Genomic DNA, 26,698 nt, shown 5'->3' with positions numbered 1-26,698 from the left:
ATGGTTCGGGGCGCCACTCCCAAGGAGGAGAAGATCCGGAAGCCGGAGCTGAAGGCTCGCGTAGCGCATTGCAGGAAGAGCCTTAGCAGCAAAGGGCCGGGCCGTCAAATAGTTCGGTCACACGGTCACACGGCGGGCACGGCGGGCACAGCGAGGAGGGCGGGCACAACGTAAGAGTTCACACGGCGAACACGGCGAGCCACGGCGACCACGGCGGGAAGAGGAAGAAGGGGGAAGAGTTCGGAGTTCGGAGTTCGGAGTTCGGAGTTCGGAGTTCGGAGTTCGGAGTTCGGAGTTCGGAGCGGCATCCTGGGGGTTGGGTGCGAGTGTCAACCTTGGAGTTGCCGCCGTGTGACCTTAATCTGTGTCAATCTGTGGATGTTTCCTCTTTTCTGCGTGCTTCTGCGTGTTCTGCGGATGATTTAGTCTTTCCGCCGTGTTCGCCGTGGCTCGCCGTGTTCGCCGTGTGAACTCTGTCGCCGTGCCCGCCAAACCCGCCGTGCCCGCCCGATCCGCGGCATTTTACTCGACACCCGGCACCCGGCACTCGACACTCGGTGTGGATGACGCCGAGGTGGAGATTTCCCAGCGCAGCCGATCAACGGGCTGCGGCCGCCCTGGCCGACGAGCTGAAGATCGCGCCGTTTCTGGCTTCATTTCTGGTCCGGGTCGGGTCGGCGGAACCGGATTCCGCGGTCCGTTTCCTTCATCCGCGGCTGAAGAACCTGAGCGATCCGGTGCTCTTGCCCGGCATCAAGGAGGCCGTTGGGTGCATTTTTCGCGCTGTTGATCAACGTCGGAAAATCGTGTTGTACGGCGATTACGACGTGGACGGGGTTACCTCGGTCGCGCTCTTGACGCGGGTTCTGCGAGCCTACGGGATCGAGCCGGGACGCTTTCTTCCGCACCGGGTGGAGGAAGGGTACGGTCTGACGCGGGAAGGGGTGCGGCGCTGCCTTGAAGCGCATCGGCCGCAGCTACTGATCGCGCTTGACTGCGGCACCAGTGCGGCCGCGCAGATTGCTGAGCTGCAGGCGGCCGGAGTCGAGGTGATCGTCATCGATCACCATGAGACGAACGATGGCGTGCCGCGGTGTACCGCGTTCGTGAATCCGAAGGATCCCGGCGCCGGGGCGTCTTTTCGTTATCTCTGCACGGCAGGGGTGACGTTCAAGCTTTGTCATGCCCTGCTGAGAGAACGCAGGCCGGCCGGGTTCGACCTGAAGGACTGCCTGGACCTGGTCGCGGTAGGAACCGTGGCCGACCTGGTGCCCTTGATAGAAGAGAACCGGATCCTGGTTGCTGCCGGCCTGCAGCAGCTCGAATGCACGCGCTGGGCCGGGCTGCAGGCGTTGAAACAGGTGGCGGCGGTCCCTGCGGCAATCCGGCCGGTCCACGTCGGGTTCCGGTTGGGTCCGCGCCTCAATGCAGCCGGACGCCTCGGGGCTGCTTCGGACGCGTTGGACCTGTTGCTCTGCGATGATGCGATTCAAGCCGGCCGGCTGGCCCGGCAGCTCGATCTCCAGAATCGTGAGCGCCAGAAAATTGAAGAAACCACTTTGCGGCAGGCTTTGGAGCTGGCCACCGCGGATGGCGATCCGTTGGAGCGGGCCGCGATCGTGGTGGGAGCCAAGGGCTGGCATCCGGGCGTGGTCGGCATCGTCGCTTCGCGTCTGGCCCGCCGGTTCCACCGGCCGACGCTGGTCATCGGCTTCGGCGAGGATGGTTCCGGCAAGGGAAGCGGCCGCAGCATTTCAGGATTCTCGCTGGTCAAGGCGCTGGAACAATGCGCCGGACACCTCGCGGCCTATGGCGGGCATGAAATGGCGGCGGGTCTCAGCCTTCCTTTCGACGCCCTGGACCGTTTCAGCGCGCAGTTTCTCAGGATCGCCCGGGCAAGCCTGGACGATGAGCAGTTGCGCCCGGTGCTGAAGGTCACGTCGACCGTGGACGGGTGCGACCTTGAGAACGGCCTCTGGCAGGCGCACGAACTACTCCAGCCTTTCGGGATCGGTAACCCGCAGCCGCTCCTTTGCCTGCCCGAGGTGTGGCCGGCGGAGCAACCGCGCGTCATGAAGGCTAAACATCGCTTGTTGAAGCTGCGCCACCACGGGCAGGTTCTGCGGGCGATCCATTTCAATGGGGCCGAAGCCCTGTTGCCGCCGCCGCCCTGGGATGTAGCTTTCTACCTGGAAGCGAACGAGTACCTGGGCCGTGTCGAACCGCAGATTCAGGTCGAAGCCATCCGCGGCGCGGAGCCATGCGGCGGGTAGGAATGTCACAAATGCCACAAGCGGAAAAATGCCACAAATGCAGAAGTGGCGGGTGCCGCGTGCCGGGTAAAGCGATGCCGCGATGCCCTCTTCACTTGTGGCATTCGTGGCATTTTTCGGCTTGTGGCATTTTCAAGGTATGACCGACGTTTTGGATCAACCGCTCACGGATCTTGCGTGGTACACCCTGGTCAAGAGCAAGAGCGCGCCGGTCGAACGGCTCGGAATCCGTACCTGGCGCGATCTGCTCGAGCATTACCCGCGCCGGCTCGAGGATCGGACCCGGTTTCCCCGATTCCCGAACGGCGCAACCCCGCAGCCGGTCTGCCTGCGGGGGGTGGTTAAGAAGGTGTCCGGCCGTTTTGTGCGCGGGCGCAAGATCGTCGAGGTGATCCTGGAAGAAGGCGGGTCGACTGCGTTGAGCTGCCGTCTGACCTGCCGCTGGTTTAATCAACCCTACATTCAGAAGGTGCTGGCCGACGGCCTGGAACTGATCGTGTACGGACGCCCAAAGGAGTTCAAAAACCGGATCTACATCGATCACCCGGAGTTTGAGGTTATTGACGCCGGGGCGGATGATGAGAACCGGATCCACCTGGACCGGATCACGCCGATCTACCCGTTGACGGAGGGCGTGAAGCAGCGGGCGTTGCGTGCCCTGATGTTTGCGGCCGTGAATGCACTTGCCGATACCAGTTCCGGGACGGTGCTGCCGCATCCGGCCTTCAGGCTGGATCAGCGCAGCGCCTACCGTCAGATCCATTTTCCCGGCGATGAAGCGCAATGGACGGCGGCACGGGAAGAACTGGCGCTGGCGGAACTCGTGTCGATGCAGACGGTGGTGGCACGGCGGCGCCGGTTCACGATGGCCCTGGAAGGAAAGGTTCACGCGGCGTCGGGGGACCTGGTCGAGCGGTTCTTGCACCTGCTGCCTTACGAGCCGACCAAGGCGCAACGCCGGGCGATCGACGACGTTTACCGGGACCTGGCGAGCGAACGAATGATGAACCGGTTGTTGCAGGGCGATGTCGGTGCGGGCAAGACGCTGGTTGCGATCGCGTCGATGTTGCACGCGGTTGAGGCCGGTTTTCAGGCGGTGCTCATGGTGCCGACCCAGGTGCTGGCAGAGCAGCATTACCGTAACCTGCTGACATGGCTGGCGCCGTTGAAGCTGAAGGTAGCCCTGAGGACCGGCAACAAACAGGAGCTCTCGTTCCTGGAACTGGAGGGCCGCGCCGATATTGTGATTGGCACCCACGCGCTTCTGTTCGCCTTGGACGAACTGGAAAACGTGGGGTTGGTAGTCATTGACGAGCAGCACAAATTCGGCGTCCTGCAGCGGGCCAAACTATTGCAGCGCACCCCGGTGCCCGATCTGCTGGTGATGACGGCTACGCCGATCCCGCGAACCCTGGCGATGACGGTTTACGGCGACCTCGACGTTTCCGTGCTGGACGAAAAACCGTCGAACCGCCGACCGATCATCACCCGGGTTCGGTCCTCGGAAAAGATCCCCGAGGCGGCTTTGTTTATCCAGGAACGGCTTGCGGCGGGCCGTCAGGCTTACATCGTTTACCCGGTTATCGACGAGTCCGAAAACATCTCGGCCAAAGCCGCGACGGTTGAATTCGCGCGTTGGGAGAAATTGGTGGCACCGGCCCGGTGCGGACTCTTACACGGCCGGCTGGCCCCTGACGACAGGGAAAGGGTGATGAACGGTTTTCGAAATGGAAACATCCAGGTGCTGATCTGCACCAGCGTGGTGGAAGTAGGCGTCGACGTGCCTAACGCGACGGTGATGGTCATCGAGAACAGCGAACGTTTCGGCCTGGCCCAGCTGCACCAGCTGCGCGGCCGGATCGGACGCGGCAAACATCAGAGTTATTGTATTCTGCTGTCGGAAAGTTCCGACCCGGAGGCGGCGGAGAAACTGCAGGTTCTCGAGCAGAGCGATAACGGGTTTGAGATTGCCGAGGCGGACCTGCGAATCCGCGGCCCCGGCGACCTGCTTGGCACCGCGCAGAGCGGCCTGCCGCCGCTGCGGTTGGCTAACCTCGTGACCGACCGGCGGTTAGTTGACCAGGCGAAAGGGATCGCCGAAGAAATTACCACCAAGGATCCCGACCTCCGGTCACCCCGGCTTGCCCGGCTCCGGCGCGTCATAGAGGAAACTGGTAAAACGGGGACCGGGCTGGCTAATTAGACAGACCGGTTTTGATTTCATGAAGAGTTTTTTAAAATTTTTGTTCTTTGTGCTGCTGCTGGCGCTGGGCATCTCGCTCATCTACGTCTGGCAAGCCAAACAGCTCGGACAATCCCAGGTCCGGATCGAAAAGTTCACCCCGGCCGAGAAGCCCAAGCTTGACCTGGATTCCATCGACATCCTGCAGCGCCTCAACGATGAGTATGCCAAGGTGACCGAAGCGGTGGTGCCGAGCGTCGTGAGCATCACAACGACCAAAACGGTCGAGCGCCGCCAGCCGATCGATCCCCTCGAACTCTTTTTCGGCCGCCGGTTCGGCCGGGACGGCGAGGCCGAGCAGAAGGTGACCTCCCTCGGCTCGGGCGTGATTGTGTCCAAGGAAGGCCATATCGTGACCAACAACCACGTGGTGGACGGCACGGACGATGTTACCGTCCAACTGAACGATGGCCGCGAGGCCAAGGCCCGGATCATCGGCACTGACTCGCAGCTGGACCTGGCGGTGCTTAAAGTCGATTTACCGAACCTGAGCCCATTGCCGCTGGGCGATTCCGAGCAGGTGCACGTCGGCCAGATTGTCTTTGCGATCGGTAATCCGTTCGGGTTGGAGGAAAGCGTCAGCCAGGGCATCATCAGCGCCAAGGATCGACGCGCCATGAGCGACAGTTCCGTGGATTTCTTCCAGACCGATACCGCCATCAACCCGGGTAATTCCGGCGGTCCGCTCGTGAACATTCGTGGTGAAGTGGTCGGCATTAACACCGCCATCTATTCTGAATCCGGCGGCAACCAGGGAATCGGTTTCGCCATTCCGTCAAACGTGGTGCGTCGTGCGATGAACAGCATCATCAAAAAAGGGCGGGTCGTGCGTGGTTACCTGGGGGTGAGTATCCAGCCGGTGACGAAAGAAATCGCCGAACAGTTCAAGCTGGACGGCACCCGGGGCGCGCTGGTCACCGACGTTACGCCGGGATCGCCTGCCGACCAGGCCGGGATCATTCACGGTGACGTGATCCGCAAGCTCAACAATACGGATCTGCGCGACGTGAATGCTCTGATGAACCGGGTGGCCGAGGCCGAAATCGGTTCTGAGTTGTCCGTTGAACTGATCCGGGATGGACAGACCAAAACGGTGATGGCCAGGGTGGCAGAGCAGCCGCCGGACCTGATGGCCCGCCTGAACCGCGGCCAGCGGCAGAACCCGACGTTCGGAGGCAGCCAGCAATCCAGCACGTTTGCAGGCATCCAGGTCCAGGACCTGACGCCGCGGCTGCGGTCCCAGGCGAATGTCCCCGATTACGTTCACGGGGTGGTTGTTACCGACGTGGACCCTGCTTCGCCGGCCGCCGCGCAATTGCGGCCGGGCGACGTGATCGAGGAAATCAACCGGCAGGCGGTCAACAATATGCGGGAGTTTCAGCAAATCGTCCCCCAGCTCGATACGCGCCGGGCCATTGTTCTGGGCGTGGCGCGAAATCGCCAGCGGTCATTTGTGATTCTGAAACCGCAAGAGTAGCGGGTAACGGCTGCCGAATGCTTTGCCAGGCGCCGCCGTCTGATGTAAGAAACGGGCGAAACTTTTCACTGAGAGAGGAAACGAAAGGAGATCGATGCAACCTGGTTCTGCCGCGAATGTGCTAGCTGGATTGGCAAGCTTTTTCATCCCCGGGCTGGGGCAACTTGTGCAGGGCCGCTTCCTGGCTGCCATTTTCTTTTTCCTCCTAAGCGGGGTTTTGTGGCTCTTTCTGCTCGGCTGGCTCGGCCACATCTTTGCCGCGCTCGAAGCCGCGCTTTGGCGAGGGCCGCGGCACCTGATCTAGTGGAAAGAATTCCGTCACACGGCGGCCGCAGCGAGGAGGGCGGGCGCGGCGTAAGAGTTCACACGGTCACACGGCGGCCGCCACGTAAGAGTTCACACGGCGAACACGGCGAGCCACGGCGACCACGGCGGGAAGAGGGGGAAGGGGAAAGAGTTCGGAGTTCGGAGTTCGGAGTTCGGAGTTCGGAGTTCGGAGTTGCAGCAGGGGGGTGGGTGCGAGTGTCAACCTTAAAGTTGCCGCCCGCTCCTCCCGCTCCTCTTAATCTGTGTCGATCTGTGTAATCTGTGGATGTTTTCTCTTTTCTGCGTTCTTCTGCGTGTTCTGCGGATGATTCTGTCTTCCCACCGTGTGAGCGTGACCTTCGGGGAAGATCGGACTCGCTTCTACGACGCCTCCGAGCTCCGAACCCCGAACTCCGAACTGTACTTACTCGAGGTATTTTGCCAGGCGCTCGCGCAATTCCGCCCGTGCCCGGAACAGAATGCTTTTAACCGCCGGGACGGTTGTACCCATAACGCGGGCGATCTCCTCGTAGGGCATCTCCTCGTAGCGTCGCAGCACGATCGCCATCCGCTGCGCTTCCGGCAGTTCCTGGATGGCCGTCTGAATCGCTTTTTGCAGTTCGTCCTCCAGCAATACGCGGTCGGGTTCGCGTTCGGCGCGCTCGGCCGGTTCCGGCGAGTCTTCTCCCTGATCGGCAAAATGTTTGCGGCGTCGAAGTTCATTGAAGACCAGGTTGCGCGTGATGCGGAATAACCAGGTCGTGAACTTCGCCGTCGGCTGGTAACGGGCGGCCGACCGCCATACGCGAATGAACACCTGTTGCGCCAGGTCCTCGGCTTCCGCGTCCGAGCCGAGCAGTTTGCTGATCGTATTGATGACCCGGCTCTGGTGAGCTTCCACCAGCAAACGAAATGCTTCCATGTCGCCGTCCCGGATACGAGCCATCCACTCGATTTCTGGCTCAGGCGTAGAAGGAGAAAACATGGAGTCTTCGACCACTTTCAGGCGGAGGCTCATCTTAATGCTTAGAACCCTGCGCGAACCGAAGAGTTGCTAAGCAATGAAAGGTTTGTCTGTGGAAACCTGGCGGGATCCTGGTCATGGCAGCGTTGGACGCGTGAAGCGGTCAGGTTATTACAAATGACTGGGGGCGCAACTTGCCCGCTATACAATCTTATGGCAGCCTGCGCTCGTGAAAAGTTTCACAAAGGGATTGCCCGTTCCCGCGCCTCTCAGGTCGGTCCACGAAAAAGTTGCCGCTGGTGAACGCATCACTGAAGAGGAAGCTTGCAGCCTTTTCCGCAGTACGGACCTCAACGCGCTCGGGCGCATCGCCAACCTGGTACGCGAACGCAAAAACGGGAACCGCGCCACGTACATCCTGAACCGGTACATCAATTATTCCAATCTCTGCATCCTGGCCTGCCAGTTCTGTGCCTTCGGAGCCCGGAAACGCGATCCGCACGCGTTTGAGCTGGCCATTCCCGAGATTCTCAGCTCCGTCAAAACCGCGTTGAGCCAGGGAATCACGGAAATTCATATGGTCGGCGGACTGCACCCGACGTTGAAAGGGGATTGGTACCTTGAGCTGCTGCACGGCATGCGTGCCCTGGATCCGGCGCTTCACATCAAGGCTTTTACCGCGATTGAGGTCCGCCACCTCGCTCTCCGAATTTTCAGGGAGCCGATCCAAAACACATTGATTCGCCTCCGTGAGGCCGGGCTTAACTCACTCACGGGCGGTGGGGCGGAAATCTTTGACGAAGGCGTCAGGGATCAAATTTGCCGCGGAAAGGAAAATGCCGACGAGTGGAAGGAAGTGCACCGGATCTGGCATCGCCTCGGGGAACGCAGCACCTCCACCATGCTCTTCGGCCACATCGAGACCATCGAACAACGGGTGGATCACCTGCGGCAACTTCGCGCGTTACAGGATGAAACGGGTGGCTTTACCGGCTTTGTACCTTTTGCGTTCGTGCCGCAAACCACCGAACTTGCCCATATCAAGGCGGCAACTGCGTTTGACCAGCTGCGCACGCTTGCCGTCAGTCGAATCTACCTCGACAACTTCGATCACATCACAGGGTACTGGATTGCGATGACGCTGCCGCTGGCGCAGGTCTCGCTCAGTTACGGCGTAGACGACCTGCATGGGACTTTGATGGAAGAAAAGATCTTCCACATGGCGGGCGCCCTCACACCCCAGCAGCAGACCGTAGCCTCGCTGGAGCGCACGATCCGCGAAGCCGGCCGTGAACCGGTGCAACGGGACAGCTACTACCGGCCGATCCGGCCCGCCCCTTCCGCCCGGCCCGCTGCGCTGCAAGTGGAATCCGCCTCACGTTAGCGCCCGGGAAAACCGCATCGGCAACCGCGCGGCCGCGGTCGCCGGCGCTTGCCCTGGCCCGGGCCGGCTGCCCCTTCGACTCGCGCCTGAATCGGTCCGGGGAAAAAATTGCCTAGGCAATTTTTGCCGGCCGTTCGACGTGGGGCCGGCAGACAAATTTTGCCTAGCGGCCGCTTGGCCGGCGGCCGGTGCGGACCAGCCCGCGCGCGAATTTCCCTCGAGAAAACATGGTTTTTTATAGTAATTCTTAGACTGGCACGCGGGCTGCTTTCCGGTTCGGCACGCAATTACCTTAGCCAATGAGTGCCGCTCCGACCTTTTCAGATACAGCCAGATCGACTTCGAATGACGGGCCGACGTCAGCCGGATTTAACGAGCATGATTTTCAGTCCCTGGTAGAAAAACACTTGCCCCTGGTCCGCTCCATCGTCGAACGGATGAAGCGCAAGCTGCCACAAAGGATTGAAACCGAAGAACTCTTCAGTGTGGGTGTAACCGGGCTCGTCGCGGCCGCGCGTAACTACCGGGCATCCCAGGTTGGTAGCTTCACCGGCTACGCCTCGACGCGGATTCGAGGGGCGATTCTGGACGAGTTGCGCCGGATGGATTGGATGAGCCGGGGGAACCGGTCGAAAGCCAAGCGTCTGGGCTCGGCCATTTCCCGCCTGGAACAGGAGCAGGGCGGCACGGTTCATCAGGAAGCACTCTGCGCTGAAATGCAGATGAGCGAGGAAGAGCTGCAGGAATTGATGGACGAAATGCGCCCGCTGCGAATCGTCTCGCTCGATTCTCCCGATGAACAGGGGGAGATGGATGACCAGTCGCTGCACGAGATCATCCCCGATGATTGCTCGGTTTCGGCTTACGATGCGGTCGAGCGCAAAGAGATCATCGCGTTGCTTGCGGAGCGTATCACCCAACTGCCGGAGATCCCGAAAAAGGTGCTGGCCATGTACTATTACGAGAATCTGCGTCTGTCCGACATCGCAGCCTGCTTCGGCCTGACCGAATCGCGGATCTGCCAGATTCACACCCAGGCAGTCAGCCAGCTGCGGACCTACATGCAGGGTATACTTAGCTGACTTGACCCATCCACCAAAGCTTTCCAGCCGTGAACCCATTGGATTCGATATTGGATTGGGATGAATTGGTTTCAGCGTTAAGGGATGAACTGCAGGAAAAAGGCGGCCTGATCCGCCTTCTTAACCAGCAAACTGAAGCTTTGTACCGGCGTGATCATACTGAAAATGAACGCCTGGAAGACCAGATCCGGAACCAGATCCGGCTCGCGACTCAGTGCCGGCAAAGGCGCGACTTGATCCTGCGTCAGACAGCCGTCGAAATGGATCTGCCGGACGACCCGGCCACAAATGAAATCCTGGCGCGTTTCCCTGAATACGTGCAACCATTGCTCGAGGCATTATTCCTGGAGGTTGACCGCCTGAGCGGGCGGCTTGAAGAACGGCTTAGGCAGAATCAACTGTTGAAAGAGCGTTTTCTGGTCGAGATCGCACCCGCCACTTAGCGCAGGATCGTCCAGGCGATGAGCCGGATCAATGAACCAGAATGAAATGCCAGTGTTTGAAAACGTCTATTTGAACGAAGGAAACGACCCGGATGCTAATTCTATCACGCAAAGTCAATGAAGGGATCGTAATTGGCGACTCGATCCACATTAAGGTGACCCGGATCGACGGTGATGCCGTCAAGATCGGGATTGAGGCGCCCAAGGACATTCCCATTTTCCGTACCGAAATTTACCAGGGCCAGGGCCAAACGCTTCGGCCGGACCGCAGCGACCGTTCAGACCGGACCGGCCGCTCGGATCGAACCGCTCAACACCCGCTTTCCAAACGCAACGGGCTCGACCCCGTCAACGTTAAACTCAAGACCGCCTGACCGAAGGCGCCACGATCGGACTTGCGAAGCGGGCCGGACTGCGTTGATTGGGAATCTGCTCGCGAGCCGATGTGGCGGAATGGCAGACGCAACGGACTTAAAATCCGTTGACCCGAAAGGGTCGTGCGGGTTCGAGTCCCGCCATCGGCAGCGCGGGAGATTTCCCTGAGGATCGCTGTCCAGGCGATCCGGCTTCTGGGAAGAGACGCCTTGTCCTGTAGAACCACCTGGAGTTTCCAACTGCGCAGCCGGAGACCGTCCGTTTCCACCTGCGGTACGCCTGATGCGGGTTTTCCGGTAACCTTCGCGCGCCCGTGACGTCCCTTTCCGTTGAGGGCCTGCTCTCATCCTTCTCTCCCGGCAGGCCTTCCGTTCAGGTTACCCGCCGGTCGAGCGGCCGGCGGGTCTGTTCGGATCGGGTTGTCGCCCCCGGTTACCATGGGTTATGATGGTGGACGGCTTTTTACCTTCCATGAACCCCATCAATCCTGCAGACCCAGCGGATCCCGGTAATCTCTCCGGACCGGACGACGAAACGGGAGGCGTCTACGCCTACTACGAGCGCGCTGGGATTGCCGCGGAACAGGGCGATCTGGCTGAAGCTGAGCAGTGTTACGAGAAAGTGCTGCTAATCAGTGAACGGCTCGGTGACGGCCGCGGCATGGCCCTCGCTTACCATCAGCTCGGCAATGTCGCCCTGGAACGAGGCGATTGGACCGGAGCTGAGCGCTGGTGCTTGAGTGCGCTCGAAGTGGATCAAAGACTCGGGAACGAGCGCGGCGTAGCCCTTACGCATTACCAACTTGGGAGGCTTGCTCAGGGAAAGCGCGATTTCAGTGTGGCCGACCACGCTTATCGGCAATGCCTGGAGCTCATCGAGAGACTGGGTGATGAACATGGTGCGGCCCTGACCTGTTATCAGTTGGGCTTCAGCGCCCAGGAGCAACATGATTTGTCTGCGGCCGAGCGTTGGTACGACCGGGCGCGGCAGATCCAGGAAAAACTCGGGGAGGAACACGGCGCATCACTCACCTATTACCAGATGGGCTTGGTCGCCCAGGAGCGTCATGACTACGAAACGGCGGAAGAATGGTACCGGAGGGCTCTTGAACTTAATGAAGAGCTCGGCGACGAACACGGCGCGGCGAGCGCCTGCGGGCAGTTGGGCGTCGTGGCGGCGCTCCAGCAACGGTTCGGCGAGGCCGGCCGATGGCTGTTGAAGGCGTTGGCCGGTTTTCAGAACGACCCGGAACGCACCGAAATGACCACCCGGAATTTTATCCGTTGCGTTTGCCTTGCGCCTCTGGACGATCAACGGCAGCTGCGTGATCTGTGGAAGACGGCGGGACTGCATTCTCTTCTCGACGGTGATCCGGATCCCCCGCCATAGTGTGACCAGCTGGTCCCTTCCATGATGCTGACCCGGATCGCCCTATGCCGCTCGACGCCCAACGGTTGAAAGTTTACCAGGGAGACATCACCCGGCTGGCGGTCGATGCGATCGTCAATGCCGCCAATACTTCGCTGCTGGGCGGCGGAGGCGTCGACGGCGCCATTCATCGCGCGGCCGGCCCGGAGTTGCTGGCAGAGTGCCGTCGCCTCAATGGTTGCCCTACGGGTGAAGCGAGGATTACTCGAGGGTACCGGTTGCCGGCCGGCTACGTCATCCATACCGTTGGCCCGGTCTGGCAGGGCGGCCGCCACGGCGAGCCTGAGTTGCTGGCAGCCTGTTACCGTAATTCGTTGCGGCTGGCCGTCGAGCACGGTATCCGGACCCTGGCGTTCCCGGCTATCAGCTGCGGCGTGTACGGTTACCCGCTGGATGCCGCGACCGCGATCGCCACGCGCGAAACCGCAGCCTTTCTCAACACTGAACCCTCAATCACGCAGGTCACCTTCGTGGCTTTCAGCGCCGAAATCGCGCAGTCCTATAAACAAGCGTTGGCGGCCCTCGGTCTGCCGTCGTGATTAAGCGGAACCCGGGGGGGCGTGGCTTTATCTTATTCGCTTCCGGCTGAAACGGCGGCGCGGCTGCCGTAAATGCGCCGCGAAGCCGTCTGCCTACACCGCCAGGGTGTCCACTTCGCCATGCGCGAACGGGACCGCCGCGGTTACATCCTTCAATTCTACCGCCGATTGCCGAGGGATGGCCTTCAACTCAGCTGCTCCCGGCATACGCCGCAAGACATCCTTGACCATCAGCGCCGCCAGGAGCCAGCGCAGGCGCGCGTCGCAGCCCGGCGGATGTTCCAGCCGGACCAGGTAATGTACGCGACGTTCCTGCCCGTTAGTGCCGGTGCCGGACACATTTGCCCGCACTTCGAAAAAGGTTTCCTCCATGTTCGTGCTCTCTAGGCAGATCGAGAATTGGCGCTGTGTTACCTAGATAGAGACAAAGAGGCGCACCAAAAGTTTAAAATTCCTCAGTCACCAATGCGACTTCCTGGCGCAGCCCGGACTTATACCATTCAAACAGTCATTCTGGTAGAATACCGACTCAGGGGGCGCCGGAGGATGCTCCGCACCTTGTTGAATTGGTCTTAGGCCCGGCGGTCCGGTAGAACATAGCTCAGGGTTTACCCTGTGTAACCGTCAAATCACGATCGAGCCCTGAAGGGACGGCAGAACCCGCAGGCAACGCCTTCTGCCGCCCCTTCAGGGCTGGCTCCAGGGGAGACGCCTTCCCAGGGTAAACCCCGGGCTATGTTCTACCGGCCCGTTGGGCCTAGACCGTTTACACGGTTTAATAGGTGTAAAGCTGGCAGGGCACCTGAGAAGGAAGACAAAATATTACCTCGATGGTCATCGAACTGGTATTCTCTGCAGGTTCATGACGATTCACCATTGCGCAGGGCAAGCGCCAGTTCCACCCTGTCCGTGATCACCGCTTCGATCCTTTTCTCACGCAGGCACCTTTTCAGGGTGCTCCCTGCGTTGACTGTCCACACCCAGAGGGGAAAGCCGTTCTCGGTTGTTCCCGGTAGGACCCCGAGCCGGATGTACTTCCAGTGCGGAACGATGAAGTCAGCCCCCAGTTGGCGTATGCCGGCGAACAAACCGGGCCACTCATCCGGCGCCGGCCCGTTGCGCCAAGAAGGTCTCTCCAGGAGAAGTCCGCACCGGACCTCCGGAAAGCAGGCTTTTACCGTTCTGATCGATTCCGGGTGGAAAGAGGTAATCACGAACCGGTCAGGTGAGGCACGCTTCAGCAGAAAGCTGACTACGGCCGATTCGTATCCCTCTTCCTTTAACTCCAGATCCAGGCCGATCCGGCCGGAGATTACCTCGAGCAATTCGTCCAGGGTGGGAATTTCGTAGCCCAGCGCGCGTGCCTTTGTCCTAACCGCGGACGACGTGCAACGCGCGATGGTGGCGCGGCCTACCGCCGGATCATGATGAATGAGGTAGCTGCCGTCGGCCGTTCTCCGCAGGTCACACTCAACCAGGTCGGCCCCGAGCCGGATCGCGGCTTCGAACGCGGCCGTCGTGTTCTCGTAAGCCGGTCCGGTGACGCCGCGGTGTGCGACGATTAACCCGGATCCCGTCATCCGCATTGTTTCTAACCGGTTGCAGGCCATCCGGCATTACCGTTGTTGCAGGCTGCTCTATTCACTGGCTGCGCGAAGATGGGTTGGGAGAATAGCCCGCGTCACGAACTAACTGGTGCGGCGCGGGAAGGGAACGACATAGGGCCCCTCGGGAATCACGGCAACGGCGTGATCATTGCCCGCGGCCACACTGTCCAGCACCGCCGCCGGCACGGACTCGATCCGTTCGACCCCGGTAAGCGCGTGTTGGACCGAATCCAGGCCGGTGCTGTAGAGTTGGAGGGCGCCGATCGCCATAGGCTTTAGTTGCATCTGGGTCTGCCATTCATCAATGGAAGCATGCGTCTTGGGCAGAATGCGGCGGAGAAATTCCTCAGGCCCAAGCTCGACCAGCCGGCGTTGAGATTCGACGAACTCGGCGGAACCGAGGCCTTCGGAACATTCGGAAGCGATGATCAATCGTCCGCCCGGTTCCAGAATGTCGATCGGCCCGACCATTCCCTTGATCGTCTGGTAATACGTCCTGTCCAGGGGATAACCGGCGGCGCTGGTTACCACGGTGTGAAACCGGCGCGCGACCGGGACTTCCGCATATCTGCGTACGAAGTCGACGGCCGCGCCGTGGCTGGAAACCACCTCGCCGAAGTTAACAAAGGAAAGCCGTCGTTGTTCGTCAATGACCGTGTTAACCGCAAGCGCGCCTCCAAGCAGGCGGACGACCTCGAGCTGTTCTTCATGCAGCGGGTTACCCGCGAGGTTGCAGTTGGCCGCGTGGGGATCGGCCATAAAACGCGCGTTATGAAAGGTCGTGATGGTCTCGGCGTGAGCGAGCCCGGGTGCGATCACTTTGCGCCCGCCCGAGTAGCCGGCCATGAAATGGGGTTCGACCAGGCCGGTTGCGATCTTGAGATCCGCCTGGACAAAACGCCGGTCGAGGCGCACCACCGTACCTCGGGTTTTCGTGGTCCCGAGCAGGACGTGATCCTCATCCCGCGTGGCGTAATGGTTTTCGACCTGCACCGTCCGCAGCACCCAGGGATCGCCGATAAGTTCCTCCAGCTCAGCTCCCAGATTGGGCCGGTGGAGGCCCGTCGCCACCAGGACACGGATGTTCCCGGCCGGAATCCCTGCCCCAAGCAAGGTCTCGATCAGCGGGCGCAAAAACAGGCGGTTCGGCACGGGACGGGTGATGTCGCAGACCGCGATGGCGGCGCTGCGCGCGGTCCGCGCCAGTTCTGCAAGCGGCGCCGTTCCGGCCGGTTCCTGGAGCGCCCGCAAGACGGCAGCCTGCGGATCGGGGAGCACCGGCATGGGCGGTTTACGAAGGGTCGTCACGTGCAGGTCATCCGGCAATTCCAAGGGCAGCTTGCCGCGACCGTAATTCAGTTCCAGTTGCATGTGTTTGTTCGCTATACCTATGATCGCTCACTTTACATCGACCGGCATCCTATGCCCCGGTGTGACGCACCCGCCCGCCGCCCGCCCGGCCTCACTCGCTCTTCAGCGCCCGTTTATGGCCACTGACCACCGCCCCTGCGTCCGCACCGAGAGAAAAGAAATCCATCACCGAGGCGATCGCCAGGAACGTCACCAGGCCGAAAGCAACGTGAAAATCCGTTAACGTCACCGCACCCGGTGAGCCGCCCCGCAGCAGGACCGCAAGCCGCAGGGCGATCGCACCCGCGGCCACGCCCATGCCCATCGTCATCTGTTGGACCATGCTGTAAAAGGTCGTGGTCGGGCTCATCTGCGCAGGTGGAATCTCGGCGAAACCGAGCGTGTTGAGGGCCGTGAACTGCAGAGACCGGCAAAGCCCTCCGATAAAGAGTACCGCGACGGTCACTGCCGTCGGCGTTCCCGGCCATAACAGCGAACAGGCAAACAACGATACCGCCGTCAGTATCCCGTTAACGAGTAACACGTTCCGAAATCCGAACCGCCGGATCATCGGGGTGGTGACGGTCTTCATCCCGAGGTTACCGGCGAACACGGCCAGCACCAGCAGCCCCGAGTTGAACGCGTCCATGCCGAAACCGACCTGGAACATCAGCGGCAGCAGAAAGGGAATGACGCTGATGGCGATCCGAAACAGTGAGCCGCCCCAGATGGTAACCGCGAAACTCCGGAGGTGCAGGGACGAAAAGTTAAGCAGCGGGGTCGGATGCCGCCGGAAATGCCATACCGCCAACGCCCCCGTCAGGATGCTGGCGGCGAGGTACAGGGACATGATTGACCAGTGCGTTGTCTGCTGTCCGACCAGTTCGAGGCTGTACATTAACGTGGTACAGGAAATGCCGCTCAGAAAGAAGCCCGTCCAGTCGAACGGATGCACCCCGGCGCCGCGCTCGTTGCGAATCAACGCCGCGGTAAGCGCCATACCGAGCAGCCCCAGCGGCACGTTAAGAAAGAAAATCCATCGCCAGGAGGCGTACGTTGTAATGAAGCCGCCCACGGGAGGCCCCAGCACCGGCGCGACAAGGCCGGGCCAGGTGATGTAGGAAATCGAACGCATGAGGTCCTTCTTTTCCGTGGTGCGCAACACCACCAGGCGGCCCACCGGCACCATCATGGCGCCCCCGATCCCTTGTAAAACCCTCGCCGCCGTGAACTCCCACAGGCCGTTGCTGAGCCCGCACAAGATTGATGAAAGGGTAAAAACGCCGATCGCACCGCCGAAAACCGTGCGGGCCCCAAACCGGTCGGCTACCCATCCGCTCATCGGGATGAAGACGGCGAGCGCGAGCATGTAGGCGGTCATCCCGACGTTTAGTTCGACCGGCCCGGTTCCAAACGACCGGGCCATGTGCGGCAGCGCCGTTGCGATGACCGTCCCGTCAAGGTTCTCCATGAAGAACGCGCCCGCCACGAGCAGCGCAACAGATACCGAATGCCGAGCAGAACCAGACATTACATCTGGGGAATCGCTTTTTGAGCGTCGTCTGACCTTCGGGCAACGGGGATTAAAATGACGCGCGGGAATTCCCATCCCCTTTAGGGGATAGGGAGTGTCACTCAACCCGTGATACCGCCCCGGGTATGCCGGATGCGGAGGGAGATCGGAAGGGATCGCGCAAAGCCATAAAGGGAGTTACAAACAAACATGGATGAAAAAGTTAAATGGGGCGTGCTGGGCGTCGCCAACATCGGCGTGAAAAAAGTCATTCCCGCAATGCAGCGCGGCCACGACACGGAGGTGATCGGGATCGCGTCGCGGGACTTGGAGCGAGCCCGGCAGGCCGCGGCGCAGCTGGGCATTCGCAAGGCGTACGGATCTTACGAGGACCTCTTGGCCGATCCCGAGGTGGAAGCCATCTACAATCCGCTTCCCAACCACCTCCATGTTCCCTGGTCAATCAAGGCGGCAGAAGCGGGGAAACACGTCCTTTGCGAAAAGCCGATCAGCCTTACCGTTGAAGAAGCCGTCTCGCTGCTGAAAACCCGCGATCGGACGGGTGTGAAAATCGAGGAAGCGTTCATGGTCCGTACGCATCCGCAGTGGGTAAAAGCCCTTGAACTGGTCCGAAGCGGCCGGATCGGCAGGCTCCGCTCCGTCATGGGTTACTTCAGCTACTATAACCGTGATCTGAAGAACATACGCAACATCCCCGAGTACGGGGGTGGCGCGCTGATGGACATCGGCTGTTACCTCGTCTACACGGCGCGCCTCCTCTTTGCCGAGGAACCGGCGAGGATAAGCGCGCTGATCGAAACGGATCCTGAAACGCGCACCGACGTGATGACTTCCGGGATCCTCGATTTTCCTTCCGGGCAGGCCGTGTTCACTTGCGGCACCCAAACCGTACCTTACCAGCGCGTGCAGATCCTGGGCGACCGCGGCCGCATAGAGATAGAGATACCGTTCAATGCTCCGCCGGACCGGGCCTGCCGGGTTTTTGTGGACGGCGGCGGCGATCCCTCCGGGCCCGGAGCGGAAATCCTGGAATTCGAAGTCTGTGATCAGTACACCATCCAGGCGGATCTCTTTTCGAAAAGCATCCGGCAAGGCTCGGAGTTGCCGGTCCCGCTTGAGGGTTCAGTGAAGAACATGGCGGCAATCGAGGCGATATTCAGGTCCGCCCAATCCGGCGCCTGGGAGAAGCCGTCCGCCCACGGTCTGGGATGATTCAATAACGAGGAAATCGCCCCCCTGCACCTACGGCTACCATGCAAAGCGCCGACCACTTCAGTTGGCGCTCGGGACGACGTCATTCACGCCGCGAGTCACCCGTCCCCGCTCGCGGAACGGCCCGCCGGGTCTCCGAAAACTGCTCCAGAAGCGCCGGGAAGGTCCTGAGCAGGATCGTCACATCCAGCTTCAGCGACATGGCCCGGGCGTAAAACAGGTCCATCTCGATCATTTCGGTGAAGGTGGTTTTGTTCTTACCATTGACTTGCCAGTAGCCGGTAAGCCCGGGCGGCGCCTGTACTCGCGCCCTTTGCCGGGGTTCATAAGCCTGAAATTCCCGCACCGTGCAGGGACGTGGGCCGACGAGGCTCATTTCGCCATGCAGCACGTTGAAGAGTTGCGGCAATTCATCAACTCCCAGCGCTCGAAGGATGCGTCCCCCGGGAATGATCCGCGGATCCGCTGCGTCCAGTTTGGTCATCGGACGATTCGCCTGCATCAGTTGCTCCAAGTGCCGTTCGTGACTCACGGTTTCGGCGTTGACCTTCATGGTCCTGAATTTGCGGATCAGGAAACGTCTCCCGCCGAGACCGACGCGCTCCTGGTAAAAGAAAATGGGTCCCGGGCTCACCACCCTGATCCAGAGCGCGATCCCGATCATGATGGGCAACCAGCCGGGCAGGCTGATCACGATGCAAGTGACGTCAAGGGTTCGCTTCCAGCGAGGGACGGTGAGGTCGGGAATCTCGGTACTGACGGAGGTAAACAGGTTAGAACCGGCCTTGGCGGTGTTCATGCTAGGCTTAAACGACTGAGCCCAGGTGCCGTTCATGAGGCATGTCTTAGCTGCTAGGCGTCATAGAAAAGCCATAGTCCACTAGAAATAACCTAAGCTTGCGTCGCACGCCTGCGCCGTCCGGTTCACTTTGGGGATGGATCAGGAAAACGGGCACGCCCGGTCCGGGGTCCGGGCCGTATTCGTGATGCTACCCGATGCAATCCTCGCTCTTTGCTGTTTTCCTGAAGGTGCAATCTTCAACGCAGGTATCTGCCCACCCGTCGTGGTCATCCCTGCTCACCGTTGCCGGAAGGGTCCGGAAATTGCGAGGTGGCGCGGGAGGAGGCTGATGCAGTGCACGCCTCCCTCGCCGGCAAAGCGCAAGGCTTGGAGGGTCACTGGTGGAGGTAGGCATGAGTTAGTCTCCCGCCGGAGCATCTCAATCGGTGCGCTGAAGATCGTCAAGGCGTCCTGACGCACCCGCCGAAACCTCAAAACAACCGGAATTCCCAGGCGTCTCGACGAGGCAGACGTTTTGAGAGTTTGGAAAAAGACACAAATGAACGGATAAAAGGGCAAGCCATGAAACTTCAGTCTTGCGTCTGCGGATTAGTGGTGGCCGGCCTTTTTGCATGCTCTCCCCCTTGTCTTGCCCGGGGCGGCGGTGGCGGGGAAAATCGCGGCCACGACTATTATCATTACAACCCATCCTCTGGGTATTCTTCTTACCAGGGTTCCTATGACTCTGCGCCTTATCCCTATACTGCCACCCCGGAACAGCAGGAAGTGGCGAAAAAACGGGTGACGGCTTACTATGCCGCAATCCGCAAGGGGCGCCGGCGGCCCGCCAGGCACCGCTATATCGCGGTCGAAACGCTGCGGCCGACAAAGAAGCAAAGAGAGGAATACTTTAGAAAACGGCTTGCCGCGAAAGGAGGGCAGGGAGGGACGGCCTCGAAAACGGGGGACGCTGGGCAACTTCGGTGCCTGATGGTGTTTGATACGCAGAAACAGCAGTTTGTCGGCTCCAATTGCTACCTGATCGAGAATTTGCCCAGCGCTGGAACCGTGACGCAGTTTGAATCCGTCGGTGCCGAGTACGTCGGCCAGTTGTGACCGTGCGGGTTTCGGCGGTGGAAAGGCTGCTCAACGAAGGCGGAAACCGCGCCCGGTACGGCTCTGACGTGAGCCGGAACAGCTGGGCGCGTGCGCTTCTAGGGACAATCCTTAGCAGCCCCAGGGGGGACACTGCAGATCGTAGCGGGTTTTGCCTTGTTGCTCCATCGGGCTCATGGCTCTATGAAGAGCGGCGGACATGGAATCCGTGGAATTTGATTCAGAACCTGGCACTGACCTGGGCAAATCTGTTTTCCGCAAACCGCACAGCGTAGGCTTGCTTCGCCTCGCCGCAGAGTTGCACCCCGATTCTCGTCTCGAAGACCGTCGAAAATGGTCCTGTCTAAGGGAGCGGCTGGAATCGATCAGGGCCAAATACGCAGAGGCTTCCCGGCGCGTCCGGATCCTGAGCCGGTACGTCGAATAGGGATGGGCGCAGGCGGCCTCAAAAGAGGGCTTCGTCCAGCTTCGCGACCTCTTTACCGAAACAGGCGGGGCACAGGCCGTGGGTGAAGTGCGCGCCCGTGCGGTTGCTGATGTAAGTCTCGACGCGCTCCCAGTAATCGTGGTCCTGACGTACCTTATGGCAGCAACAGCAGATCGGGATCAGTTGCTGCAATTGCCCGATTTCCCGCGTGAAGCGCAGGATCCGCTCGGCCACGCGCAGCCGCATCTGGATGGTGGCGCGGTGAAGCGGCTTGGTAAGGAAATCATCAACGCCGGCCTCGGTGGCCTGCTCGAAATTTTCCACGCTGGTGTCCAGAGCCGTCAGCAGAATGAAATAAGTATAAGAGGTGTTTGCCCGGGCGCGCACCTTCCGGCAGAACTCCAGGCCGTCGATCCCGGGCATCATCCAGTCGCTGACAATGATCCGCGTCGGATTTTGGTCAAAGAGAGCCCAGGCTTCCGTCCCGGTACGCGCCAGGACCACCTCGTGTCCGAGGCGTTCGAGGGTAAGCTGGAGAATTTTGGCGGCCACGGGGTCGTCTTCGGACATCAGAATTTTCATGTCACGTACGTCAAACGATGGCGTTGAAGGGCGGTAACGACGCGGTCGAATTCCGCTTGCAGGGCGGCGAGCACGTCCGGTGCGCCGTCCAGAACGCCCGTGCAGGCGATTCGTTCCAAGGTGTTGCAGAGTTCCTGAAGCCCATGTGCGCCGAAATTGGCAGCGCTGCCTTTCAGCAAATGGGCTGCCTGCGCCAGGCGGTCCGGGTCCGCGTCGGTTACGGCCGCGCTCACTGCCGCCAGGGTTTCCGGTGCACTCGTAAGAAAGATGTCAATGAGCTCGGCCAGCCCAAGCCCGCCGTTGGACAGGTCGTGTAAAGCTGCCAGACACGCAGGATCGACGGCGCGGGCACCGCAGCGCTGAAGCGCGACGCGCAATTCCTCGATCCGCACGGGTTTACTGATATAATCGTCCATGCCCGCCAGGAAACACTTCTCACGATCCCCGTTCATGGCATGGGCCGTCAGGGCGATGATCCACGTCCGTTTGCCTGACCCTTGTTCCCGGCGCCGGATTTCAGCCGTGGCCTCGTAGCCGTCCATTTCCGGCATCTGACAATCCATCAGCACCAGGTCGTAGGGAATGCGTTCCAGCGCAGCGATGACTTCGAGGCCGTTGGCAACCGTATCAGCTGAATACCCGAGTTTACGGAGCATGGTGAGCGCCACCCGCTGGTTTACGGGATTATCTTCAGCCACCAGGACCCGGAACGCCGGCCGGCGCTCGGTTTCCGGCGTTTGCGGGGGTGCCGTCGCCGTTTTGGCACGGGTACGAGAAACCTGGTTCAGGTCCATGACGTCGGTCAGGCAGTCGAGGAAAGTCGATTGGCGGACCGGTTTGGAGCGGCAGGCGGCGATCCCTGCCGCTTCGGCCGTCTCGGCGGGCAGCGACCTGCCGAAAGGCGTTAACATGATCACCCGGCTCGAAGCGAACGCCGGGTTGCTCTTGATTGCCCGGGCCAGCTCCAGGCCGTCCATTTGCGGTAACTGCAGGTCCGCCACGACCAGCAGGTACGGGTCATGGCTGGCGGCCGCCTGCTCCAACCGCACCAAGGCTTCTTCCGCCGTGCAGGCATCTTCCGCGCGCATCCGCCATGCGGCCAGTTGCTGGCAGAGGAACTCCCGGCTGGTTTCGTTGCCATCCACGATCAGGACCCGTGCCTCGACCAGGCTGTGATCGAGGTCAGGGTTATGGCGTGCATCGATCTGTTTCCGCAGGGGCACGGTAAACCAGAAGCACGAACCCTGACCCAGCTTACTTTCCACGCCGATACAGCCGCCCATGCGTTCGATCAGTTGCCGGCAGATCGCCAGCCCGAGACCGGTCCCCCCGTACCTGCGGGTGGTTGAACCGTCAGCTTGCACGAACGCTTGAAACAGCTGTTTTTGGACCTCCGGGCGGATGCCGATGCCGGTGTCGCGAACTTCAAACCGCAACACGGCCTCCCGGTCATCTTCTTTTTCGAGTCGCACGTGGGCGGAAACCTCGCCGCGTTCAGTGAATTTAATGGCGTTGCCGATAAGGTTGACGAGCAGTTGGCGCAGACGGCCCTGATCGCCTCGAAGCATGGTGGGGACGTCGGGGGTAACGCCGCCGGTCAGTTCCAGACGCTTGTTTTGCGCTTGGCCGGCCAGCATTTCCAAGGTTTCTTCGACGGCCGCGCGCAAATCGAAATTGCATTCCTCAAGAACGAGCCGGCCGGCTTCGATCTTGGAAAAGTCAAGGATGTCATTGATGACGGTCAGGAGCGATTCGGCGCTGGTACGGATGATCTCAACAAACTCGCGCTGCTCAGGATCCAGGTTGGTTCCAAGCAACATGCCCGTCATGCCGATCACGCCGTTCATCGGGGTTCGGATCTCATGGCTCATGTTGGCCAGGAACTGAGATTTCAGGTTTGTGGCGACCAGGGCCGCATCCCGCGCCCCCGCCAGGTCCGCGCTGCGTTGCTCCAGCTCAGCAAGGGCCTGCTCGAGTTTGAGCGTGCGTTTGTGGAGCGTCACTTGCGAGATCTGATACTCGCGCTCGGCCCGCGCGCGCTCAACCAGCGCAAACGTGAGTTGCCGCACCTCGAGGTTGTCGAACGGCTTCTTGAGGATCAGGAAACGGTGACTGGAACCGAGTCGCTCCTGAATTTCGTCCCACGAATAATCGGAAAATGCCGTGCAAATCACGACCAGCAGCTCGCTTTGTTCCTGCCAGATCCGGCTGATCGTCTCGATGCCGTCCCAACCGTTGGGCATGCGCGCATCCACGTAAGCCATGGCATACGGCCGTCCCTCACCGAGGGCTGCGCGCACCTTCTCCAAACCTTCCTGGCCCCGCAGCGCAAAATCGATCTCAAAACGCGGCACATCGGCACGGGGAGCCGGGCGGCCAAACAATGCCGCCGCCGCCGCCCCGAGTTGTCCGGCCGCGGCCAATTCGGGGCTGAGAATCTTTTTGAAGTCGTGATGAATCGCCGGGTTATCGTCGATGACGAGGATCCGGGCAGTCGGAACGGCAATGGCATTCATGCGGCGAATGGAATGGAGGACACGGCCCGCGGCGGTGCGAGGGTGACGATAAAGGAGGCGCCACAGTTTGCACCGTCGCTGTGCGCACGCAGCGTCCCACCCATATCCTGGGCAGCAAGCGCGCTCGCGTGGAGACCGAAGCCATGGCCGTCTTTCTTGGTTGTAAACCCGTAGGTGAAAAGCCGCTCCTGGACTTCACGGGCGATGCCGCGTCCATTATCGATGACGCAAATCTCAACGCCGCCGTCCGCGTTGGTCTGGGTGCGCAACGTGAGCCGGCGATCCGTCCCCGGCATTTCTGCGAGTGACTCCTCGGCATTCGCGATGAGGTTCACCAGGATCTGGGTAAGTTTTACCCGGTCACACGTCGCCCACGGTACGCTGTCGAACTCGCGGTGGACGGTGATGCCGGACTTTTGCAGCGCATCGGCGTTGATCGCCAGGGCGTCATTAATCACCTTGGGCAACGGAACTTCTTCAAGGACTCCGGAAACGCCGCTCAACGCTTGCTGTCTGGTGATGATGTCCTTGATGTGCTGAACGCTGCCTTGCAGGCGATCAACCTCACCGACCAGTTCGTTGTGCTCGGTCGTCCAGTATTGCGCCAGCATTTCAAGAAAGCCGGGTACTTGCCGCCCAACCGGGTCCTCCATCAAATAAGCGCCGAGATCACCTGCATTTGTGCGCAAAAGCCCGACCGCGTTCGGCAGGTCGGCAATCGGCGTATCGCGCAGACGCTCCGCAACCAGCGAGACCGAGACATTCACGCTGTTGAGGATGTTGCCGACGTTGTGCAGGACGCTGTTGGCCACCTCGGCCATGCCGGCTTTGCGCGAAACCGTCGCAATCTGAGCGTTCATCTCCGCAAGGGCCTGCTGCGCCTGTTTGCGCTGGGAGATTTCCCGGTGCAGCTTGGCATTGGCCGCCGTCAGCTCCGCCGTGCGTTCGCGGACGCGCAGCTCCAATTCTTCATGCGCTTTGCGCAGCGACTCTTCCGCCCGCATCCGTTCGGCCAGTTCGAGTCGCAGGCGTTCGTTCGTCTCGGTAAGCGCGCTGCGGGCCCGCGAAAGGCCTTCACGCGCACCTTCCAAACCGTCGGCGGCGCGCCCGATTTCTTCCTGCAGTTTGTTAAAGCTCTCCGCCATGTGGCCCACTTCATCCCGCGATTGGACGATCACCGGGGCGAACTTAAAATGAGCCTTGGCGGCTTCCAGATCGCCCGCGGCCAGTGCGCGCATCGCCCGGGTGAAATCGGCGAGCGTTCCCCTGACCAGGTAGTCCGCCGCTTTGGAAACCTCCACCGCCGAATGCGCGATCATCCCCGGCAGAACCAAGCCGACGCTGATCGTGAGCAGCGCAACCACGACGAAAATATCTTCCAGCGCCACGATCAACCCCGTGTGGTGCCGTTCGACATGGTTGACGGCAATCAAATAGCCCGCGCCGTCCAGGGCCAGCACCAGCAGCATCGCCCCCGTGAGCTTGAGGTGAAGCGTGCGCGCGATTAGCGGCAGCCCCATTTTCCGCCGGTCACACATTATTCGCCACGCATAGAGGGCCGAGCCCGCGTAGGCAAACGCGATTCCCGCCAGCACCGTCGGCAGGCCGTACTGCTCAAAACCGAGAACCGTCGCCAGTGCCCACACCCCCGCAGCAAACAGCCCGAGACCGATCGTACCCCGGGGCGCGCGGTACGGCCGCGCCATTTCCGGATGATTGCGGCGCAGAAGCCAGACCGCGATGTTCGGCATCGCGATGCCGATCAGGTAAGTGAGGTTGGCCGCCGCAATCAGCCACACCGGATCTCCGATCAGAAGAAACGCGATCGCCATCGCCGCGGTGATCAGCGTCGTGACCCACGGAGCGTCCGTGCGCGAGCGCATGGCCATGAACTCCGGCAACAACCCGTCTTCAGCCAGTTGCGCCAGCGTCCGGGCCGCGCCGGCGAGCGGCGCCAGGGTCCCGTGGAGCATGTTGAAAATCATGAACCAGATGGCCGCCCCTTTGGCCGCCCCCCCAAGCAAAGGTGCAAATGTCGGGCCGAGTTCCTGGGCGAGGTCTTTACCTAATGGTTCCGGCCCCAGCATGCCCAGCCAGACAACCGGCAGCACGATAAAGTACAGGGCTGCCAGTCCGGCGCTGGCAAACATCGCCCGCGGCACGTTCCTGTTCGGGTCAATCGTCTCACCCACGTGACAGGCCGCTTGTTCGAACGCCGGCGCCGCAAACCCAATCAGGTACAGCCCCGCCATAACGCTCGTCACCTGACCGAACCAGCCTGCAAACGGCACCGTGAGGTGAAACGTGAACGCCTGGTGCCAGTCCACCCGACCGCTGAAAATCGGGATGACAGCCGACAGAAAGGCAAGCGTCGCCGATACCGTGGCGACCGGCATCGCCAGGCACATCACCCACTTCACGCCGCACAGATTGACCGCCGTAAACACCAGTACGATGCACGTGCCCAGCAGCGGTATGGGACACCACGGCATGCACCACTGGTTCAGCGCCGACGCCGACAGCAGCGCGGTGAGCCCGCACGTCGGGAGCCAGCCCCACCAGTAGCAAACGCCCGTGAGGTTGGCCAACACCGGGCTGTAAGGGCGGAAAGCTTCGGCGCAGGTCGCCGCAATTCCGCCGACGCGGTTGGGGTACATCAAAATCAGCTCGGTCCAGCCGGGCGTCGCTGCCCAGCTCAGGAGCAAGCCGATGATCAACAACGGCACCGCCGCGCTTCCCTGGCCGGGTATCTGATCCTGCCCGATAAAAAGCGCGCCGATCAGGAACAAACTTTGGTTGATGCCGCCCATGGCGACCGCCGTCGTGCCGAGCCAGCCAACGGTGCGGGGATGGCTGCGCGGCACAGCCACGTCAGGGCGAAGGGTCGGCCGTTTTGAATCCATAAAGAAAATATCCAGTAACGACCTTTAACGGCAGAACGCAGGATTTGTTTAGAGGGTGCGGGTCACACGGCAGCCGCAGCGGGGTTGGCGGGCACAACGTAAGAGTTCACACGGTCACGCCGCGGGCACGGCGGGTGTGGCGGGCACAACGTAAGAG

22 protein-coding genes and 1 tRNA gene are annotated in these 26,698 nt (G+C 61.0%); 14 read left to right on the top strand and 9 right to left on the bottom strand.

The features are described 5' to 3' along the window. The first annotated feature begins 563 nt into the window (after positions 1–563). The 4 genes from recJ to JO015_02720 all read left to right on the top strand — a co-directional run bounded on the left by recJ (position 564) and on the right by JO015_02720 (position 6,296). The gene (recJ, locus tag JO015_02735) at positions 564–2,273 is read left to right on the top strand and encodes a single-stranded-DNA-specific exonuclease RecJ (protein MBV9998007.1); all 1,710 of its coding nucleotides are present in this window, start codon (positions 564–566) and stop codon (positions 2,271–2,273) included. A gap of 82 nt (positions 2,274–2,355) precedes the next feature. Next, positions 2,356–4,476, top strand: a complete 2,121-nt coding sequence (recG, locus tag JO015_02730; GenBank protein ID MBV9998006.1) for an ATP-dependent DNA helicase RecG — start codon at positions 2,356–2,358, stop codon at positions 4,474–4,476. A 19-nt stretch (positions 4,477–4,495) separates the two neighbouring features. Continuing rightward, on the top strand, positions 4,496–5,992 hold the full coding sequence (locus JO015_02725; GenBank protein MBV9998005.1) for a Do family serine endopeptidase: 1,497 nt from the start codon (positions 4,496–4,498) through the stop codon (positions 5,990–5,992). A gap of 94 nt (positions 5,993–6,086) precedes the next feature. Next, positions 6,087–6,296 (top strand): hypothetical protein, encoded by a 210-nt coding sequence (locus tag JO015_02720; protein ID MBV9998004.1) that lies wholly within the window; start codon positions 6,087–6,089, stop codon positions 6,294–6,296. A 426-nt stretch (positions 6,297–6,722) separates the two neighbouring features. On the opposite strand, the gene JO015_02715 is transcribed toward JO015_02720, so the two are convergent. Beyond that, the gene (locus tag JO015_02715; protein ID MBV9998003.1) at positions 6,723–7,283 is read right to left on the bottom strand and encodes a sigma-70 family RNA polymerase sigma factor; all 561 of its coding nucleotides are present in this window, start codon (positions 7,281–7,283) and stop codon (positions 6,723–6,725) included. A 229-nt stretch (positions 7,284–7,512) separates the two neighbouring features. Here JO015_02715 and mqnE point away from each other — a divergent pair, with 229 nt between their 5' ends. From mqnE to JO015_02680, 7 genes are all read left to right on the top strand, one after another. Beyond that, positions 7,513–8,646: an aminofutalosine synthase MqnE gene (gene mqnE / locus JO015_02710; protein MBV9998002.1), complete on the top strand. Its 1,134-nt coding sequence runs from the start codon at positions 7,513–7,515 to the stop codon at positions 8,644–8,646. Between the two features lie 299 nt (positions 8,647–8,945). Then, the gene (locus tag JO015_02705) at positions 8,946–9,728 is read left to right on the top strand and encodes a FliA/WhiG family RNA polymerase sigma factor (GenBank protein ID MBV9998001.1); all 783 of its coding nucleotides are present in this window, start codon (positions 8,946–8,948) and stop codon (positions 9,726–9,728) included. Positions 9,729–9,757: 29 nt separating this feature from the next. Beyond that, positions 9,758–10,171 carry a hypothetical protein gene (locus tag JO015_02700; GenBank protein ID MBV9998000.1) on the top strand — a complete coding sequence of 138 codons (414 nt, stop codon included), beginning with the start codon at positions 9,758–9,760 and terminating at the stop codon, positions 10,169–10,171. A gap of 92 nt (positions 10,172–10,263) precedes the next feature. After that, entirely contained in the window at positions 10,264–10,545 is a 282-nt protein-coding gene (csrA, locus tag JO015_02695; GenBank protein MBV9997999.1) for a carbon storage regulator CsrA, read from the top strand. Positions 10,546–10,610: 65 nt separating this feature from the next. Next, a tRNA-Leu gene (locus tag JO015_02690) sits at positions 10,611–10,695 on the top strand. Between the two features lie 322 nt (positions 10,696–11,017). Further along, positions 11,018–11,935 (top strand): tetratricopeptide repeat protein, encoded by a 918-nt coding sequence (locus JO015_02685; protein MBV9997998.1) that lies wholly within the window; start codon positions 11,018–11,020, stop codon positions 11,933–11,935. A 44-nt stretch (positions 11,936–11,979) separates the two neighbouring features. Continuing rightward, positions 11,980–12,513: an O-acetyl-ADP-ribose deacetylase gene (locus JO015_02680; GenBank protein MBV9997997.1), complete on the top strand. Its 534-nt coding sequence runs from the start codon at positions 11,980–11,982 to the stop codon at positions 12,511–12,513. Positions 12,514–12,606: 93 nt separating this feature from the next. Here JO015_02680 and JO015_02675 read toward each other — a convergent pair whose 3' ends face one another. From JO015_02675 to JO015_02660, 4 genes are all read right to left on the bottom strand, one after another. Next, the gene (locus JO015_02675; GenBank protein MBV9997996.1) at positions 12,607–12,885 is read right to left on the bottom strand and encodes a hypothetical protein; all 279 of its coding nucleotides are present in this window, start codon (positions 12,883–12,885) and stop codon (positions 12,607–12,609) included. A 488-nt stretch (positions 12,886–13,373) separates the two neighbouring features. Next, complete coding sequence (locus tag JO015_02670; protein ID MBV9997995.1) at positions 13,374–14,099, bottom strand: glycerophosphodiester phosphodiesterase; 726 nt, start codon at positions 14,097–14,099, stop codon at positions 13,374–13,376. Between the two features lie 102 nt (positions 14,100–14,201). Further along, positions 14,202–15,491 carry a nickel-dependent lactate racemase gene (larA, locus tag JO015_02665; protein MBV9997994.1) on the bottom strand — a complete coding sequence of 430 codons (1,290 nt, stop codon included), beginning with the start codon at positions 15,489–15,491 and terminating at the stop codon, positions 14,202–14,204. Positions 15,492–15,582: 91 nt separating this feature from the next. Further along, on the bottom strand, positions 15,583–17,001 hold the full coding sequence (locus JO015_02660; GenBank protein MBV9997993.1) for an MFS transporter: 1,419 nt from the start codon (positions 16,999–17,001) through the stop codon (positions 15,583–15,585). A gap of 192 nt (positions 17,002–17,193) precedes the next feature. Here JO015_02660 and JO015_02655 point away from each other — a divergent pair, with 192 nt between their 5' ends. Next, the gene (locus JO015_02655; protein ID MBV9997992.1) at positions 17,194–18,216 is read left to right on the top strand and encodes a Gfo/Idh/MocA family oxidoreductase; all 1,023 of its coding nucleotides are present in this window, start codon (positions 17,194–17,196) and stop codon (positions 18,214–18,216) included. An 82-nt stretch (positions 18,217–18,298) separates the two neighbouring features. On the opposite strand, the gene JO015_02650 is transcribed toward JO015_02655, so the two are convergent. Then, positions 18,299–19,015 carry a sugar transferase gene (locus tag JO015_02650; protein ID MBV9997991.1) on the bottom strand — a complete coding sequence of 239 codons (717 nt, stop codon included), beginning with the start codon at positions 19,013–19,015 and terminating at the stop codon, positions 18,299–18,301. Between the two features lie 564 nt (positions 19,016–19,579). Between JO015_02650 and JO015_02645 the strand changes: the two genes are divergently transcribed. Further along, the gene (locus tag JO015_02645) at positions 19,580–20,113 is read left to right on the top strand and encodes a hypothetical protein (protein MBV9997990.1); all 534 of its coding nucleotides are present in this window, start codon (positions 19,580–19,582) and stop codon (positions 20,111–20,113) included. Positions 20,114–20,312: 199 nt separating this feature from the next. Continuing rightward, positions 20,313–20,540, top strand: a complete 228-nt coding sequence (locus JO015_02640) for a hypothetical protein (GenBank protein MBV9997989.1) — start codon at positions 20,313–20,315, stop codon at positions 20,538–20,540. An 18-nt stretch (positions 20,541–20,558) separates the two neighbouring features. On the opposite strand, the gene JO015_02635 is transcribed toward JO015_02640, so the two are convergent. The 3 genes from JO015_02635 to JO015_02625 are packed head-to-tail and all read right to left on the bottom strand — an operon-like array spanning position 20,559 to position 26,541. Further along, positions 20,559–21,122 carry a response regulator gene (locus JO015_02635; protein MBV9997988.1) on the bottom strand — a complete coding sequence of 188 codons (564 nt, stop codon included), beginning with the start codon at positions 21,120–21,122 and terminating at the stop codon, positions 20,559–20,561. Beyond that, positions 21,119–23,638: a response regulator gene (locus JO015_02630; GenBank protein ID MBV9997987.1), complete on the bottom strand. Its 2,520-nt coding sequence runs from the start codon at positions 23,636–23,638 to the stop codon at positions 21,119–21,121. The genes JO015_02635 and JO015_02630 overlap by 4 nt, the downstream gene beginning before the upstream one ends. Further along, positions 23,635–26,541 (bottom strand): amino acid permease, encoded by a 2,907-nt coding sequence (locus JO015_02625; GenBank protein MBV9997986.1) that lies wholly within the window; start codon positions 26,539–26,541, stop codon positions 23,635–23,637. Before JO015_02625 ends, JO015_02630 begins: the two co-directional genes overlap by 4 nt. Positions 26,542–26,698: the final 157 nt, after the last annotated feature.

The sequence above is a fragment of the Verrucomicrobiota bacterium genome, assembly GCA_019247695.1.
Classification (GTDB): Bacteria; Verrucomicrobiota; Verrucomicrobiia; order Chthoniobacterales; family JAFAMB01; genus JAFBAP01.
The sequence above is the reverse complement of the archived record's forward strand: the minus strand, read 5'-3'. Positions and strand labels throughout refer to the sequence as shown.